The organism is Sphingobacterium corticibacter, assembly GCF_003076635.1.
In the GTDB taxonomy this organism is placed as follows: Bacteria; Bacteroidota; Bacteroidia; order Sphingobacteriales; family Sphingobacteriaceae; genus Sphingobacterium; species Sphingobacterium corticibacter.
Genome location: NZ_QDKG01000008.1, coordinates 90,135 through 107,010 on the forward strand (window position 1 = coordinate 90,135; position 16,876 = coordinate 107,010).

14 protein-coding genes are annotated in these 16,876 nt (G+C 43.3%); 6 read left to right on the forward strand and 8 right to left on the reverse strand.

Translation table 11 applies throughout. From position 1 onward, the window contains the following. Nucleotides 1-40: 40 nt before the first annotated feature. Nucleotides 41-235 (reverse strand): PG1828 family lipoprotein, encoded by a 195-nt coding sequence (locus DC487_RS16375; protein WP_116777054.1) that lies wholly within the window; start codon nucleotides 233-235, stop codon nucleotides 41-43. Between the two features lie 254 nt (nucleotides 236-489). Here DC487_RS16375 and DC487_RS16380 point away from each other — a divergent pair, with 254 nt between their 5' ends. Next, nucleotides 490-1,818, forward strand: coding sequence for an acyl-CoA dehydrogenase family protein (locus DC487_RS16380; RefSeq protein ID WP_394341845.1), 1,329 nt, complete (start codon nucleotides 490-492; stop codon nucleotides 1,816-1,818). A 33-nt stretch (nucleotides 1,819-1,851) separates the two neighbouring features. Beyond that, nucleotides 1,852-2,643, forward strand: coding sequence for a M48 family metallopeptidase (locus tag DC487_RS16385; protein ID WP_239016411.1), 792 nt, complete (start codon nucleotides 1,852-1,854; stop codon nucleotides 2,641-2,643). Between the two features lie 78 nt (nucleotides 2,644-2,721). On the opposite strand, the gene yidC is transcribed toward DC487_RS16385, so the two are convergent. The 7 genes from yidC to aspS all read right to left on the reverse strand — a co-directional run bounded on the left by yidC (nucleotide 2,722) and on the right by aspS (nucleotide 12,538). Next, entirely contained in the window at nucleotides 2,722-4,530 is a 1,809-nt protein-coding gene (yidC, locus tag DC487_RS16390; protein ID WP_116777057.1) for a membrane protein insertase YidC, read from the reverse strand. A gap of 29 nt (nucleotides 4,531-4,559) precedes the next feature. After that, nucleotides 4,560-6,176 (reverse strand): CTP synthase, encoded by a 1,617-nt coding sequence (locus tag DC487_RS16395; RefSeq protein WP_116777110.1) that lies wholly within the window; start codon nucleotides 6,174-6,176, stop codon nucleotides 4,560-4,562. A gap of 144 nt (nucleotides 6,177-6,320) precedes the next feature. After that, nucleotides 6,321-7,388 (reverse strand): family 10 glycosylhydrolase, encoded by a 1,068-nt coding sequence (locus DC487_RS16400; RefSeq protein ID WP_116777058.1) that lies wholly within the window; start codon nucleotides 7,386-7,388, stop codon nucleotides 6,321-6,323. Beyond that, on the reverse strand, nucleotides 7,381-8,469 hold the full coding sequence (locus DC487_RS16405; protein WP_116777059.1) for a carbohydrate-binding family 9-like protein: 1,089 nt from the start codon (nucleotides 8,467-8,469) through the stop codon (nucleotides 7,381-7,383). Before DC487_RS16405 ends, DC487_RS16400 begins: the two co-directional genes overlap by 8 nt. 82 nt (nucleotides 8,470-8,551) lie before the next feature. Next, nucleotides 8,552-9,175 (reverse strand): 7-carboxy-7-deazaguanine synthase QueE, encoded by a 624-nt coding sequence (locus tag DC487_RS16410; protein WP_116777060.1) that lies wholly within the window; start codon nucleotides 9,173-9,175, stop codon nucleotides 8,552-8,554. Nucleotides 9,176-9,211: 36 nt separating this feature from the next. After that, nucleotides 9,212-10,672 (reverse strand): LUD domain-containing protein, encoded by a 1,461-nt coding sequence (locus DC487_RS16415; protein ID WP_116777061.1) that lies wholly within the window; start codon nucleotides 10,670-10,672, stop codon nucleotides 9,212-9,214. Between the two features lie 120 nt (nucleotides 10,673-10,792). Next, complete coding sequence (aspS, locus tag DC487_RS16420; protein WP_116777062.1) at nucleotides 10,793-12,538, reverse strand: aspartate--tRNA ligase; 1,746 nt, start codon at nucleotides 12,536-12,538, stop codon at nucleotides 10,793-10,795. Between the two features lie 391 nt (nucleotides 12,539-12,929). Here aspS and mraZ point away from each other — a divergent pair, with 391 nt between their 5' ends. From mraZ to DC487_RS16440, 4 genes are read left to right on the forward strand one after another with little or no spacing between them, the layout of a single operon-like run. Continuing rightward, the gene (gene mraZ / locus DC487_RS16425) at nucleotides 12,930-13,403 is read left to right on the forward strand and encodes a division/cell wall cluster transcriptional repressor MraZ (protein ID WP_116777063.1); all 474 of its coding nucleotides are present in this window, start codon (nucleotides 12,930-12,932) and stop codon (nucleotides 13,401-13,403) included. Further along, entirely contained in the window at nucleotides 13,396-14,313 is a 918-nt protein-coding gene (rsmH, locus tag DC487_RS16430) for a 16S rRNA (cytosine(1402)-N(4))-methyltransferase RsmH (protein ID WP_116777064.1), read from the forward strand. The genes mraZ and rsmH overlap by 8 nt, the downstream gene beginning before the upstream one ends. Nucleotides 14,314-14,316: 3 nt before the next feature. Further along, complete coding sequence (locus DC487_RS16435; protein WP_116777065.1) at nucleotides 14,317-14,724, forward strand: FtsL-like putative cell division protein; 408 nt, start codon at nucleotides 14,317-14,319, stop codon at nucleotides 14,722-14,724. Between the two features lie 23 nt (nucleotides 14,725-14,747). Further along, a complete protein-coding gene (locus tag DC487_RS16440) occupies nucleotides 14,748-16,865 on the forward strand; it encodes a penicillin-binding protein (protein WP_116777066.1) in 2,118 nt (705 codons plus the stop codon). Nucleotides 16,866-16,876 lie beyond the last annotated feature (11 nt).

Consider the following 16,876-nt stretch of genomic DNA (forward strand, 5'->3'; position numbering starts at 1 on the left):
CATAAATGGGCCTTTGCAGTATTGTCGATTTTAGTTCGGATTATTGAACGTTCTCGATAGTGTCAGTAGTAACAGTAGTGTCACTAACTACAGCAGTAGTATCAACAACTACTTCTTCTTCGATTAACAAAGTAGTATCAGCAGTTTCTTCAGTTTTCTCAGCAGAGTTGTTACAAGCTGCGAATCCTACTGTTAACGCTAGACCCAAAAATCCGAATTTGAATAAGTTTTTCATTTTACTAGTTTTCTATTTAATTAAAACAAATTTGTTTATTTAATCCTTAATACCTCGCACTACAATTAGGTAACCCACTAAATATATTTAATTTTAAAAATTTATATAAACACTTGTTTTTCAGTGTTATAAATATTTTTATGATTGCTTTTCTTTTGATAAAAATCGCCATTTTTCATTTAAAAACTATTTGGAATCGAATTTGTTATAAAGAAGTATAAAAGTGTCCCCTAATGATTGGTAAGATTAAAAACATGATGAAGTTCGCGAAGTCTATTGACTTCAATGAGCTGGAAAAGCTTTCGAAAAAGGTAGATCTAGGTGAAGTCATTGCCGCCGTTTCCAAAATGGATGAGAAACAATTGCAAATGGCTATGAAAATGCTCACTGGATCTAAAAAGAAGAAAGAATCTCCACCCATCAATGCCGACTTTTATGGCGTAGAGCAAAAACTGTCTGCTGAAGATCATGCGCTTAAAATGAAAGTGAGCGCGTTTCTCGAAGCCGAAGTGAAGCCCATTGTCAATAATTATTGGCTGCACGATGATTTTCCTTTCGAGCTTATTCCCAAACTTGCTGAGCTCAATATCTGTGGATACGTGTATGAAGGCTATGGCTGTGCGGGCGGCTCGTCTTTAATGGATGGCATTATCGCGAGCGAATTTGGTCGTATTGATCCATCTATCGCTACATTTCTGGGCGTACAAAGTGGATTGGCTATGGGCTCGATTTACTTATGCGGATCGGAAGAGCAAAAACAAGAATGGCTGCCGCAAATGCAACAACTGAAAAAGATTGGTGCATTTGGATTAACAGAACCGGAAGTAGGATCGGGGACGGCCGGTGGATTAACCACTACCTGTAAGAAAACCGCTGATGGCTGGGTGTTGAATGGGCAGAAGAAATGGATTGGAAATTCTACTTTTTCGGACATTACCATCATCTGGGCACGCGATGTAGACGATAATCAAGTCAAAGGCTTTATTGTTCGCAAAGAGAATCCAGGTTTCTCTGTCGAGAAGATCAAAGGCAAAATGGCTTTGCGTATTGTGCAGAATGGACTAATTACCATGACCGACTGTGTGGTGCCAGAATCAGATCGTTTGCAAAATGCCAACAGCTTCCGCGATACCGCAAAAGTATTGCAAATGACGCGTGCAGGCGTAGCTTGGATGGCCGTCGGTTGCGCACGAGGCGCGTATGAAAATGCACTGGAATATACCTTAAAACGCGAGCAATTCGGGAAGCCGATTGCCTCTTTCCAACTTATTCAAAACCATTTGGTAGAAATGCTTTCTAACCTTACGGCGATGCAAACGTTGGTATTTCGCTTATCCGAGATGCAGGATGAAGGTTTGTTGAAAGATGAGCATGCTTCCTTAGCTAAAGTATTTTGTACGCTGCGTACGCGCGATATCGTGTCTCGCGCTCGTGAAGTCATGGGCGGAAATGGTATTTTGTTAGAATACAATGTTGCGCGCTTTTTGGCAGATGCCGAAGCGATCTACTCGTACGAAGGTACTAAGGAGATCAATTCCCTAATCGTTGGAAGAAGTATTACCGGATTCAGTGCCTTCGTGTAAAACAGTACTTGTTAACTTATGAAAACCCCCAATATGATTACCAAATCTCTATTATTAAGTGCGGCGCTTGCAACAAGTGCTGTTCTATGTGCCAACGCACAAATCAAACTCAATTCTAAAACGGTGGGTGCTGCGACCAAAGCAGTCAAAGCGGTAACGTTGAGCAATGAGGATGTTATCGAATACACCAAAGAGTACATTCAATGGATGGATGAGCATAATCCTGTAGCTCCTGCCGATGATGAATTCGCGATCCGTCTTAAAAACTTGACCGCCAATCTGCAAAATTACGACGGACTCAATCTGAATTATAAAGTGTATTTAGTGAAAGATGTCAATGCCTTTGCCTGCGCGGACGGCAGTGTTCGCGTTTGCGCTGGATTGATGCAAGCCATGAGCGACAACGAAGTGCTGGGCGTTATCGGCCATGAAATTGGACACGTAAAAAACACCGATTCCCGTGATGCATTTAAATCCGCTTTAATGACATCTGCTTTGAAAGATGGCGTGTCTTCACAAGGAGGAACAGCCGCTGCATTATCTGATTCGCAGTTAGGCGAATTAGGTGAGCAAGTAGCCAATATGAGCTTCTCCCGTAAGCAAGAAAGCATTGCCGATGATTATGGTTACAAATTTTTGAAAGACAATAACATCAATCCATGGTACATGTCAATGGCTTTCCAGCGTCTTTTAGACTTGTCTGGTGGTGCATCCGAAGGTGGTTTTACCAAAAAATTGATGTCTTCGCATCCTGATACACAGAAACGTGTAGACGAGATGGCGAAAAAGGCAACCAAAGATGGTTTTGAAAAGCCAACATCATAATCTAGTCACAACGCAATAGGTATAAAAGCAAAAAGCTCGGAAATATTTCCGAGCTTTTTGCTTTTATACGAAAGAATATTATTTATTCTTTTTCTGATTCTGTGCCGCTTGTTGTTGGCGCATCATATCTTCCATACGTTTTTGGAAAGAAGAAGTTTTCTTTTCAGCTTGTGGCTTCTTTTTGAAAGCTTCGATCTTCGCTAAGATTTTCTCATCGTCGATGAACTGGCGAATGATTACCTGCGTCAAGAACGTAAATACCGCTGCTAAGAAGTAATAATAGTTCAATCCAGCAGGGAAGTTGTTCAATAAGAAGAAGAACATCAATGGCATGATGTAGCCAATGTATTTCATTTGCCCAACGGCGCCAGCGCCAGAAGTCGTGTTATTATACCAAGTAGTCAATAGCGTGGTGATTGTCATCAACACACACATCAAAGAAATGTGATCAATCATACCAAAGAAGATCGGTGCGAAAGAGAATGGCGAATCATATGTTGATAAATCTTTGACCCACAGGAAGGATTCTCCACGAAGCTCAAACAAGTTCGGGAAGAAGAAGAAGAAGGCTAGTGTAAATGGCATTTGCAATACCAAAGGTAAACAGCCACCCAATGGATTTACACCCGCTTGCTTGTACAGCTTCATCTGTTCTTGTTGCAATAGCATCGGGTTATCTTCGCCTACTTTTGCTTTAATCTCATCCAACTGCGGTTTCAATACGCGCATCTTCGCCATCGACAAGTACGATTTGTACGTCAATGGGAACATCGCACCTTTTAATAATACCGTTAAGATCAAAATCACTAAACCGTAAGACAAGGCAAATCCATCCAAGAAATCGAAGATCGGCACCGTGATGAAACGGTTGATCCAGCTAATCGGGCCCCAGCCCATGTTAATGATCTTGTTGTAATCATTGCCTTCGGCCTTCAAGGTATTGTATTGATTTGGCCCGAAGAAGAAGTTCAAATTATAGCGCTCGTCACGACCTGTATTAGCCAATTCTGTTTTGGCTTTGTAGAATTTCACGATGCTATCGCTTGTTCCGCCACGCACGGTCAGTTCGACTTTGTCAAAACCTTCTTTACTCGAAAGGATGTTCGAGAAATAGTGTTGCTTGAAAGCGATCCAGTTTACTTTTTCTTCTACCGTCTCTTCATCATCTTTGCTCTCCGACAAGTGATCAATGTTGCCTTCTGTATCACGATAATAGATCGAAGATTTGTCGCGCTCCGAAGAAATGTTTTTCTCTTTTTGGGTCAGGATCGTTTCCCAGTTTAAGAAAATACTTTTTGATTTGACATCAATCGTATTGTGAATACCTTTTGTTTCGATAGCCAAGCCAACGTTGTAGCTGTCGTTTTCTAAGGTGTAAATATAATCGATGTATTGCGAGTCAGAATAGTTGAGGCGCATCGTAACAGCCCCATTATTACCTCCCTGAGAAGTGAAATACAAATCATTGGTATTTACCGCTTTGCCCGGAACGTTGAATTCTAAACCGAAACGATTGTGGTCGCCACTGAATAAAATCAAAGGATTGCCATCAAAATTCTGCTGTCCTTTGAGCTCAACCGATTTGATACGACCACCTTTGGTAGATATTTGAGCAATGATCTTGTCATTTTCCAACCTGATCAATTCTTCGTTGCCGAAGCTGCTAGCCCCGAATGGCTCATTTAATTTTGCGGAATCTACTTCATTAGATGCTACAATTGTTTGCAAAGAATCTTTTACTGGAGCTAACCCCTGTTTTGCGCGCTCTGTAGAATCCTGACGAGCTTGCTCTGCTTTGATCTCTTGCTCCGAAGGTTTCATCAGGTAGAATGAACCTGCGAAGATCGCAAAGATCAGAATCAGCCCTATAATATTATTTCTATCCATTTTTACTTATTTTCTCTCTTTTTTAATGCTTATTTGCTTGCTGCTTTTTTATGTGTCAATGCAGCGGCTACAAAACTAACAAAAAGTGGGTGAGGATTTGCAACTGTTGATTTTAATTCCGGATGAAATTGTCCAGCTACGTAAAAAGGATGATCCTTTAGCTCGACGATTTCCACCAATCCGGTTTTTGGATTCTTTCCCGAAGCGATCATACCTGCTGCTTCGAACTGTGCTAAATATTCGTTGTTGAATTCATAACGGTGGCGGTGGCGTTCGGTGATCTTCGATTTGCCGTAGATCGCTTGCGCTTTCGTGCCCTTGCGTAGTTCACAATCATAAGCGCCCAATCGCATGGTGCCGCCCATATTTTTGATCGACTTTTGTTCTTCCATCAGGTTGATGACTGGATGTTTCGTTTGCTCATCCATCTCAAAGCTGTTGGCATCTTTCAACGATAACACGTTGCGTGCAAATTCGATCACCGAGCATTGCATACCCAGACAGATACCAAAGAAAGGAATGCGTTGCTCACGAATGTATTTAATCGCTACCAGCTTGCCTTCCAATCCACGAGCCCCAAAACCAGGTGCTACCAAGATGCCGTCCAAACCTTTTAACTTATCAGCTACGTTTTCATCATTGATGCTTTCGGCAGCGATAGATTTTACTTTAACCTTCGTTTCATTTGCCGAACCTGCATGAATGAATGCTTCATTGATGGATTTGTAAGCATCAGGCAACTCAATGTATTTCCCTACCAAGCCGATATTCACTTCATTGGTCGGGTTCTTCAATTTACCCAAAAATGTTTTCCAGTTTTCAAGATCTGGTTCTATTTTGGTCGATAGCTTTAGCTTAGTTAAAACCGTTTTGTCCAGTTGCTCCTTCAACATTAATAAAGGTACATCATAGATCGTCGATGCATCAATGGACTCGATAACCGCATTGATGTTTACGTTACAAAACAATGCCAGTTTTTTACGGATATCTTGCGTCAACTTGTGCTCGGTACGACAAACCAAGATATCTGGCTGTATACCGTACTCCAATAAAGTTTTGACCGAATGCTGTGTAGGTTTGGTTTTTAATTCGCCAGCTGCCGCAAGGTATGGGATCAATGTCAAGTGAATCACTAAAGAATTGCTACTTCCCAATTCCCAACGCAACTGTCTTACCGCCTCGATGAATGGCAGCGACTCAATGTCGCCCACCGTACCACCCAATTCAGTGATGATGATATCGTACTCACCCGATTCACCCAATAGTTGCATTCTGCGCTTGATCTCGTCGGTAATGTGTGGAACAACTTGTACCGTTTTTCCCAAATAAGCACCTTCACGCTCTTTTTGGATGACGTGTTGGTAAATACGTCCTGTTGTTACGTTGTTAGCTTGGGAAGTCGGCACATTCAAGAAACGTTCGTAATGACCTAAATCTAAATCGGTCTCCGCACCATCTTCCGTTACGAAACATTCACCATGCTCATAAGGATTAAGTGTTCCCGGATCGATATTGATGTAAGGGTCGAATTTTTGAATGGTAACTTTGAGTCCGCGTGCCTGGAGAAGTTTAGCCAGAGAAGCTGCAATGATGCCTTTTCCCAATGACGAAGTTACGCCGCCCGTAACAAAGATGTATTTACTCATAGTAATTGATGGATTTTTGAGCGATGATCCATCCCTAAAAAGCAATGGAAAATCTGTCTTTTGTACGGGATACAAAGATAGCATTTTTTTTGTGCTTTACGGGTAAAAATGAATATCCCCACCCAATGGGTGGGGATCAGGTTGTTATCGCAAAGACCGTAGCAAATTGATGGTTTTTGCGTCGAATTCTTGCTCGCCAAATAGCGATACACCGGCCGCACCATTCTTTTTTGCCAGCTCAATTCCCTTTTTGAGTTCTTCGCTGTCTTTGAAGTCTGGTAAATAAAGTCCGGCGTATAATGGAAATTTTTTATTCAACGTTTGTACGCCTTCCTTCACAGCTTGGCCAACCCATTCTACAGGTTCCTGATAAAAGCCATGATAAATCATCGGGAATACCGCGTCCAAATCCCAGTTTGCCCAATCCTGTCGCACAATGCGGCGCGCGAGATCTGGCGTAGGGAAAACGGCTGCGGTTAACGGTTTCTGATATTCTTTGGTTACTTTTGCAATTCGATTGACCACGCGATTGATCTGCTCGTAACGGAAAGCTCGCCACGAAGGACTCTGCTCCGGTCGAGCAACTTTATCGATATCAATACCAGTTTCTTTCAAGTAAGCTGCCTTGGTAAATGGACTGTAACAAAAATCGTAATCCGCTAGCTCGGTCGACTGATCGATATTATAATTTTGCCATAAGTTTACCGGTAATACCACATCTGGATAGCGGATATAATCGAGGTGCAAACCATCAATATCTTCTTTCTCCAATTGTTCTCTTGCTTTATCTTCCAAGTATTTAGGAACATCGGGATGCGAAGGGCATAAGAAGCGGTAATAATTCACGTATGGTGGCTGGTCTGCACAAGACTTTCCAGAGCGGCTTACGGCATAATATTCGGGATGTTTGCTCAGCAAATCTTGTTCGCCACGATTCATCGTCCACATCCAACGATGCGTTTCCAATCCTAAGCTTTTTGCTACCTGAAAATGCCGAACGCTGTAATCTTCAAACAACAAACCACGCACACCGGCTTCGCGGTAAGAGGTATACCGTTTTTTGATCGCAGCATCACTGTCTTTCGTATTAGGGCGTATCCACATCCAATAATCAAAAGAGAGTGGTGTAGCATCTGCCGCCAAAGAGATAGAGGGCAATTGTAAGCCGGCGAAGCCGAGCAGAGAAGTTTTGATGAAATCGCGTTTATTCATAATAGGTGTTGTTACCGAGGTGATCTAGACGAAAGGTAGCATTATTTTCTGAATCGCTCACACGCACCGCATATCCGGCTGCATCGGTCTGTAAATCGTACTTGAGCGTAAATTGTTTTAAAGAAGGAGCTATGTATTTAGCATAAACCGGAAGTTGATCTAGTTCAGCCGCATACTTACCATGTTTGCGCTTATATACTTGCTGCAAATAGTGGATATTCCAGGCTAGTTTTTTAATTTCAAAAGAAGCCGGCAAGGTTGGATTCCCCAACTTGTCTACAAATTGAATGTATCCCCATCTTTCAGGATAATGCATATTCACTAATCCGATCGGCGACCATACCCAATTATCTTCCGGCAGGATATTCCCATTTTCAGATTTGCGCTCGTAGGTGTTGTTTTTTATGGTGTGTTGCCATTGCACTCTGGAGAAATTGAATAACCAATAGGAAGACAGTTGAGGCGTACCGCCTGATCCAAAACTTTGTAGCGCAGTAAACGGAATGGCAATCTCCATGCTCCAATATTTGTCTTTATCTCGAGGATTGTTCAAGGTGCCTTCTACGTGCACCGCGCTTTTGAGCCCCTTCATATCCCAGTGGATAAGTGCTTTGCCTCCGTAGCGATAAGGTTTTACCAGTGCTAAGTCGAATATCGTATTCAGCGCATTCACTTCCAGTTCATAGTAATGATCTTGGTGAATATCGGGCTTGATGAATACTTCAAAATCATTATTATGAAAGATAATGTCGTCATACTTGGTTATATTACCCCATACGTGCGGTTCTTCCATTTTGGCGTAGATGTACAGGTTCGCATCATCGTACATCATTTTAAACCGGGTTTCATACGCTGGCGTTGCTTTGTCTGCTCCTTCAATATCGATGAATTTGCTCGACCAAGGAATGTTAGCCCATTGTGCTTCTGCATCCCGACCATCGATCTTGATGGTACCGTCCACCTTTTGAACTTGATAGACTAATGGGGTAGACTGTAATCTTTCTACCTCGTCGATGGTAGATTGAGCATGGGCGGCCGTGATACAAAGTAAACCCGGCAAAAAACGTTTTAGCAAATTCATAACAAAAGAAATCAACTCCAATTATAAGTAAAATAATTGGATCAGCTATGTAACATAAACGTGATGGATACGCGGCTAAGCGCTACGGAATGTTCAGGTATTTGTGGGTTTGCAATGAGATCTCCCATTTCGGGTTATTCATCACATAATCGATGATGAGCGGCGTCATCTCCGCGGCTTTCGACCATTCGGGTTGCAAGTATAGTTTGCAGTTCGGACTCACCTGTGCGGCATGTTCTTCTGCCCATTGGAAGTCACTTTTGTTAAAAACAATGACTTTCAATTCGCCAGCAGCTTCCAAAACATCTTTTCGAGGTGCTTTGAATTTCTTTGGTGATAAACAGATCCAATCCCATTGTCCGCTCAACGGATAGGCACCAGAAGTTTCCATAAAAGTGCGAATGCCACGCTCTTGCAAGCTTTTGGTCAATGGATCTAAGTTATAGATCAGCGGTTCGCCACCCGTTACAACGACTGTTTTTGCTGGATGCTGATCAGCATGTTGCACGATTGTATCCACCGATGTAAGCGGATGAATGCTGGCATCCCAACTTTCTTTGACATCGCACCAATGGCAACCCACATCACAACCTCCCAAGCGAATAAAATAAGCGGCTTTACCCGTGTGGTAGCCTTCGCCTTGAATGGTGTAAAATTCTTCCATTAATGGAAGTTGAATGCCGTCTTCTGGAACTTGTCGTGACATGCGATTTTTATTAAGAAAGGCAAAGGTAAGGATTTTTTAATCAGTATCCTTGGCTTTGGAACGCCATTGCGTCGAGAAGGATTTATCCGGTACGCGTGGCAGTACACGCTGATCTCCCCAAGATTTTTTAAAAAATAATTTGATGAACATATTTTTTAGTCCTTTTCCAAGGAAGTCAATGTACTTTCTGTTCTTCGCTAGCTTCGTATACCAACTCCATGTTCGAGATTCAGGCAACGGTTTTGTAGCCTCGTTAACCCGATCATGACGATTTTTTAAAAGCAATCGATCAATATCTATATTCAATGGATTAGCACGCTGCGTATCGGTAAAGCTGGCGGCATGTTGCAGATAATCGTACGATTCTTCTGAATCGAGATGTTGGGTGAACACGGCGCCCATAGGGCCAGGATATGTATTTTGATACGCTTCTCCACCAATGGTTTTATACATCGCACAAGCATTGGTGCTTGCGCCGCACTCCATCCAATACAAGGCTTGTCGCTGTTCGGTAAGTGCTAATAAATTAGATCGGCCATTATCTACCAATATCAATACCATTTGAGTTGGGCCATCGGTTTCGCGGCCGCGCTGTGGTCCGGTCAACAAACTGTGGTGACGCTGCAATCTTTGTCCATGATCGTGTAATGATCCCAATGGCAGAAATAAATCCAAATCATGGATGGAAGGCAATATTTTGTCGATACCCGCAAATACAATATGATAAGGAGCAAAGGCATTGTGCAAACGATTATTTCCTTCGTTCTCGCTAATCACTACGCTGCCCGTATCGGCTAATAGATGCGATGCACCCGATATCATCACATCTGTCGAAGTGGCGCGTTCGCGCTGAATCTTTCGAAAACCATGCAAAATTTTAGTTGCAACTGCTTCTGCTGGTGCTGCTTGATCGTCTTCTAGATCTGCTTCGTCTTCCGCTGCTTTTTCAGCTTGCGTGCTTTCGACTGGTATAGTTTCTGGATGCTTTGCGTCCCAGAGTGCTTTTGCTTGCTCTTCACTTAGCTCAATGGCTGGTTGGATAACATGAGTTGGTTTTGTACCATTTAGCTGTGCTAAATATCGACCCAAATCCGCTTCATCCGCACGGTATTTCGATTCTGCAAGGTATTTGGGAAGGCCAATTTCCTCGTGGATCATGGCATGATTGGTCGCGATATGGCTCGGTTGATACGTTGCCAAAAGCTTATCTAGCTCTTCTAATGCTTCTGATGCGGTATTTGCCCAGATAACTTTACCACCCGCTCTGCTGAAGTTGGTTTCGAAGTCCAATAGATAACGATCCATATTTTCGATCGCTTTCCACTTGATTAGGTGTGCCTTCTTCTTGGCATTTTCTAGATTTTGAAAACGAGGAGCTTGATTTTGAAAGGCTTGGCGATAGTTTTCCAGATGCTCGTGCAGGACCGTATTGCCCTGGGCATCCAAGGCGCTGGCCTCGCAAGCTTTTCTAAATTGTTCTTCCTTCGTATTCGGCATATGCAATCGGGTGGGGTATTATTTTATAGTAAAAGTCGGCAATCATCTTGCCAACTTTTACTAAATAGGATTTCCGAGCTGTTTATCGTGCGAAAAACGACGCTGCTCAGCACTATAAAATTATGCTTTAACTTCTAACGTCAACTCCTTCAATTGCGCTGGCGCAATGCTAGAAGGTGCATCAATCATCACGTCGCGACCGCTGTTGTTTTTCGGAAACGCGATGACATCGCGAATACTATCCAGCCCAGCGAAGATCGATACCAAACGATCTAAACCAAAGGCCAATCCACCGTGCGGTGGCGCACCGTAAGTAAATGCTTCCATCAAGAAACCAAATTGTTTCTGCGCTTCCTCTGGAGAGAAACCTAAATGCTTAAACATGTTGGATTGCAGATCGCGATCGTGTATACGAATCGATCCACCGCCCACTTCTACGCCGTTGATCACCAAATCGTAAGCATTGGCGCGCACATCGCCAGGGTTGGATTCCAACAAATGGATATCTTCGGGTTTTGGCGAGGTAAATGGATGGTGCATCGCATGGTATCGCGCCGACTCTTCATCCCATTCTAATAATGGGAAATCGATTACCCATAATGGGGAGAATGTATTTTTGTCGCGCAGGCCTAATTGTCCAGCAACCTCTAGACGAAGCTCGTTCAATTGCTTGCGTACTTTATCTGTCGGGCCAGCCATGATGAGTAGCAAATCGCCTGGCTCACTGTGGAATGCTTTCGACCAAGCATCCAAGGTCGTAGCATCATAGAATTTATCTACGGAAGATTTAATGCTTCCATCTTCGTTATGACGCGCATAAACGATTCCAGTCGCGCCTATTTGTGGTCTTTTTACAAAATCGGTTAGAGCATCGAGTTGCTTTCTCGTATAACTAGCACAATTCTTCGCATTGATACCAATAACTAATTCTGCTTGCTCAAATACCGGGAAATCGTGCCCTTTTGCCACGTCATTTAGTTCTACGAACTGCATGCCAAAGCGCGTATCCGGTTTGTCGGATCCGTACAAACGCATCGCATCATCGTACGTCATGCGTGGTACTTCGCCCAAATCTACTCCTTTTACCGTTTTGAATAGGTGTTTGGTCAATCCCTCAAACATGTTTAAGATATCTTCCTGCTCTACAAAAGCCATCTCGCAGTCGATCTGTGTAAACTCTGGCTGTCTGTCGGCACGCAAATCCTCATCTCGGAAACATTTTACAATTTGGAAATAGCGGTCGAAGCCCGAAACCATGAGCAATTGCTTAAAGGTTTGTGGGGATTGGGGCAAGGCGTAGAATTCGCCCGGATTCATGCGCGAAGGAACTACGAAATCGCGCGCGCCTTCTGGTGTTGATTTAATCAATACCGGAGTTTCTACTTCCAAAAAGTTTTCGCCATCTAAATAACGGCGGATTTCTTGCGACATCTTGTGACGCAAGATCAGGTTTTCGCGCACCGGATTACGGCGTAAGTCCAGATAGCGGAACTTCATACGAATATCGTCGCCGCCATCTGTTTCATCTTCGATGGTAAATGGGGGCAAAGCCGAAGCATTTAATATATCCAGTTCCGATACCTTGATTTCAATCTCTCCGGTAGCGATCTTATTATTTTTGCTAGAACGCTCGATAACGGTACCCGTCACTTTAATCACGTATTCGCGACCAAGATCCAATGCTTTTGCGCGCAAGGTCTGATCATCATCGACGTTAAAAGCCAATTGCGTAACGCCGTAGCGATCACGCACGTCTATAAACGTCATTCCTCCTAAGTCACGTGATTTCTGGACCCACCCACTCAAGGTGACGGTCTTTCCCAGATCGGACAACCGCAGTTCGCCGCAAGTATGTGTTCTGTGCATTTCTATTATATATTTATCTATTTCAGAATCTGATGACAAAAATATCGGTTTTTGGACACAAAAACGAAACTTAATTTGACCGGAGTAAAGAGGAAGAGATTATCTCGTGACACGATTTCCCACTACAAGGTCGCTTCTCCCACTTTCACCCCAATTTTGAGATAAAAGTAGACCGATGTGCTTTTGTATAGCTTGATATCAGTCAGCGTTTTAGGAATTATCTGAAGGGAAAATTTGCCTTGTAAATGCAAGATAATGAGGTTGTAAGCGTGTTTTGATGATTTCTGGTGGGATATTACTGTTGTGGAAAACTTTTTTGTGGGACAAAGTGTTGTAAAGTGGGAGAAAGTGTATAATTTTACATTTGATTTCGAATAGGCTGATTAGCTATATGACCGAACTGACAGGAGAATATACATGTAAGTTGGACGCCAAAGGCAGAATGGTAGTTCCTGCGTTGCTCAAAAAACAGATACCTAGTATTGAGCAAGAAGGGCTTATCGTGAACCGTGGTTTCGAAAAAAACTTGGTGATATATCCTCGTTCAGAATGGTCGAAGATGATGCGGCAGCTGTCACGTTTGAATAAGTTTAAAGCGGAGAACCGGAATTTCATTCGAAAATTTATGAGTGGTGCCACCGAGCTAACGTTGGATTCAGCGAATCGGGTATTGCTTCCTAAAAGTTTGATGGAATACGCCGAGATCAGTGGTGAACTGATGTTGGCTTGCCAGTTTGATCGCATAGAAGTATGGTCCAAATCTGTTTACCTGGAGACGTTGGGAGAGATGAGTGAAGATGATTTTGCCACTTTAGGTGAAAAAGTAATGGGTGGATTAGATATAGGAGACCTAGAAAATGAGTAATCCAGTATATCATGTGCCCGTGATGCTGCAAGAATGTATAGCAGCGCTAGATATAAAACCTAATGGTGTTTATGTAGATGTCACTTTTGGTGGGGGTGGACATTCCAGAGAAATATTAAAACACCTCGGACCAGACGGGCGTCTATTTGCCTTTGATCAGGATCCTGATGCGCTTCAAAACGCAATTGATGATCCAAGATTTCGATTGGTACATCAAAATTTCAAGTTTTTGAAAAACAGCTTGCGATTAGAAGGTGTGCGCCAAGTAGACGGTATTCTGGCGGATTTAGGTGTTTCTTCACATCAGTTTGATGATGCAGAACGTGGTTTTTCCATTCGCTTTGAAGCGAATCTAGACATGCGTATGGATCAGGTGGCTGATTTGGATGCAGCAAAGATTCTTAATATGTACGCGGAGGAAGAATTACACCGCATATTCGGTATGTATGGTGAAATTCAAAACGCTAAATCATTAGCCAAAACGATTGCGACAGCGCGTCTTTCTAAACCAGTCACTTCGGTAACGCAGTTAAAAGAGGTGATCAAGTCGCTCGTGCCGCGTGGAAAAGAACATAAATACCATGCGCAGGTCTTTCAGGCTTTGCGTATTGAAGTAAATAAAGAATTAGAAGCACTAACTGATTTTTTAGAACAAACGGTACCTGTGCTTAAAAATGAAGGCCGATTGGTCGTGATGTCATACCATTCTTTAGAAGATCGTTTGGTGAAGAATTTTATAGCCAAGGGCAAGTTTAAAGGAGAAGTCGAAAAGGATTTCTTTGGCAACGAGATCAAGCCTTTTCAAGTCATTAGCCGCAAGGCGATCGTGGCGACTGATGAGGAAGTGCAACAAAATAACCGGGCTCGAAGCGCCAAATTGCGCGTCGCTCAACGGGTAGAAAAAGATTAGCAGATGGCCAGAAACAGGATAAAAAATGGCGAGCTGAGCGAAGAGGTTCAGGAGGAAATGTCTGACGAACTGGAAGAAAAGGTCGAGGAGACCCAAAATTTCATTCGTACGATATTCTCTTCCAATCCGCTTTCTACCTATTCAGTGACCAAGAATTTGCCGTTCATCGCTTTTATTGCTTTGCTCGGATTGCTGTATATCTCTAACCGACATTTGGCAGAGAATACGGTGCGTAGAATCGATAGACTTGGTAAGGATGTCAAAGAGCTGGGTTGGGATTACAAGTCGCTACATGCAGAATTGATGAAGCTGACGACGCAGACTGAGATTGCCAAGCGGGCAGATACGTTGGGGTTGACCGAACGTACCGAACCGCCAATAAAAATAGAATTAGTAAAAAAAGATAAATAAGGAGCGCAAAAAACGCATTTACCATGAATATCAGAAAGTCCATCTTGATTCGTGTGTACCTAGCCTTCGGGTTAATGGTGTTTGGCGCCCTATTGGTGTTTGGCAAGCTGCTGCATGTGCAATATGTCGATGGTGATAAATGGCAAACTATTGCGGATTCACTCACTATAAAAGAGCGCGTGGTAGAAGCCGCACGCGGCAATATCTATTCAAATGATGGCAGTTTGCTCGCAACCTCAGTTCCCGAATACACCATACGCTTTGATGCGATGGCGATCCCAGAGGAAAATAGCGATGTATTCCAGTCGCGAGTAGATTCACTAGCGGCACGCCTTTCCCAATTTTTTGGAGATAAATCCGCTCGTCAATATTTGACGCAATTGAAAGAAGCGCGCGCCAAAGGCCAGCGCTATATGCTATTGAAAAGAAATGTATCGCATCAAGATCTGAAAGAGCTGAAGACTTTCCCTTTGTTGAAAACATTCAAGGAAGGTCGTAGTCGTTATTCGGGTGGCTTGATCGCAGTACAAGAAAACAAACGCATCTTACCTTTTACCAATTTGGCGGCGCGTACCATTGGCTATCGCAATGACGAGTATCGTGTAGGATTGGAAGGAGCTTTTGGGGATTATATCGAAGGAAAAAGCGGTATGCAAATGATGCAACGCATCGCTGGTGGCGTTTGGGTACCGGTGAGTCGCGAAGTCGAAATTGCACCAGTCGATGGTTCGGATATTATCGCGACGATCGATGTGAATATGCAAGATATGGCACAGCGTGCTTTGGAAAAGCAATTGATCCAAAGCAATGCCGATAATGGTTGCGTGATTCTGATGGAGGTAGAAACCGGCGAAATCCGCGCGATTGCGAACTTCACCAAAGATACGGATGGCGTATACCGCGAGAAATTTAACTACGCCATTGCGCAAGGCGCAGATCCAGGCTCTACTTTCAAGTTAGCTTCTTATTTGGCAGCAATCGATGATGGCTATGTCGATACCACCACGGTGATCGATATTGGTAATGGTACGTACAAAGTGCCATCGCATACCATCCGCGATTCGCATGCACCAAAAAAATCACGCGTAAGCGTACAAGAAGCTTTTGAAGAATCTTCGAACGTGGCGGTCACGAAAATGATCCACACGCATTATGGCAATAATCCAAGCAAATTCATCAATAAGCTGCATAGCTGGGGATTGCACAAACCTTTGGGTTTACAGATTCCGGGCGAAGGTGATCCTTGGGTGAAAACACCAGAAAGCAGATCTTGGAGCAAACTGTCACTGATCCAGATGGCGTATGGTTATGAATTGAAGTTGACGCCATTGCAAACACTGACATTATACAACGCCGTAGCGAATGATGGTAAGATGATCGCGCCGCTTTTTGTTAAAGAGATCCGCAATCTTGGAAATACGGTAGAGCGTTTTGAAGCGCGTGTGATCAATAAGCAGATTGCTTCCGAAGAAGCGATCGACAAAATGCAAGGCATGATGCGTAGCGTGATGACTAATGGTACAGGAAAACGCTTGCGCAGTCCGCTATATAATGCGGCCGGTAAAACGGGCACAGCGCAGATGGCCGACGGAGCGAGAGGATACGGAGCGCGTCGCTATCAATCTTCGTTTGCAGGATATTTTCCGGCAGAAAAGCCAAAATACAGCATGATTGTGGTAATACGCAATCCGCGGAATGGCTATTACGGTGGTTCTGTTGCTGGTCCGGTATTCAAAGAATTGGCGGATATGGTCTATGCTAACGATTTGAGTTTACACCAGAATTTTGAGAAACGACATGTAAATAGCAAAGGGGATAAAACGCCAAACACTTTGGTGGGCTCTAAAGAAGCATCTTCTAAAGTATATGCGTGGATGGGATTGCAAGTAAACAATTGGTCGTCGCTAACGCGCCCCGTTAAAGATAGTGCACAACGGAGCACCAATGTATTTAGCGAAGCGCAATTTACAGAAGGTGTGGTGCCAAGTGTACTAGGAATGGGATTGATGGATGCCATCTATGCGATGGAAAATGCTGGATTCAAAACCGCCGTAAAAGGAAAGGGACGCGTGGTGTCTCAATCTTTATTGGCTGGACAGAAGCTGACGGCAGGATCAAAGGTTTTATTAGAATTGAATTAAACACAGGATTG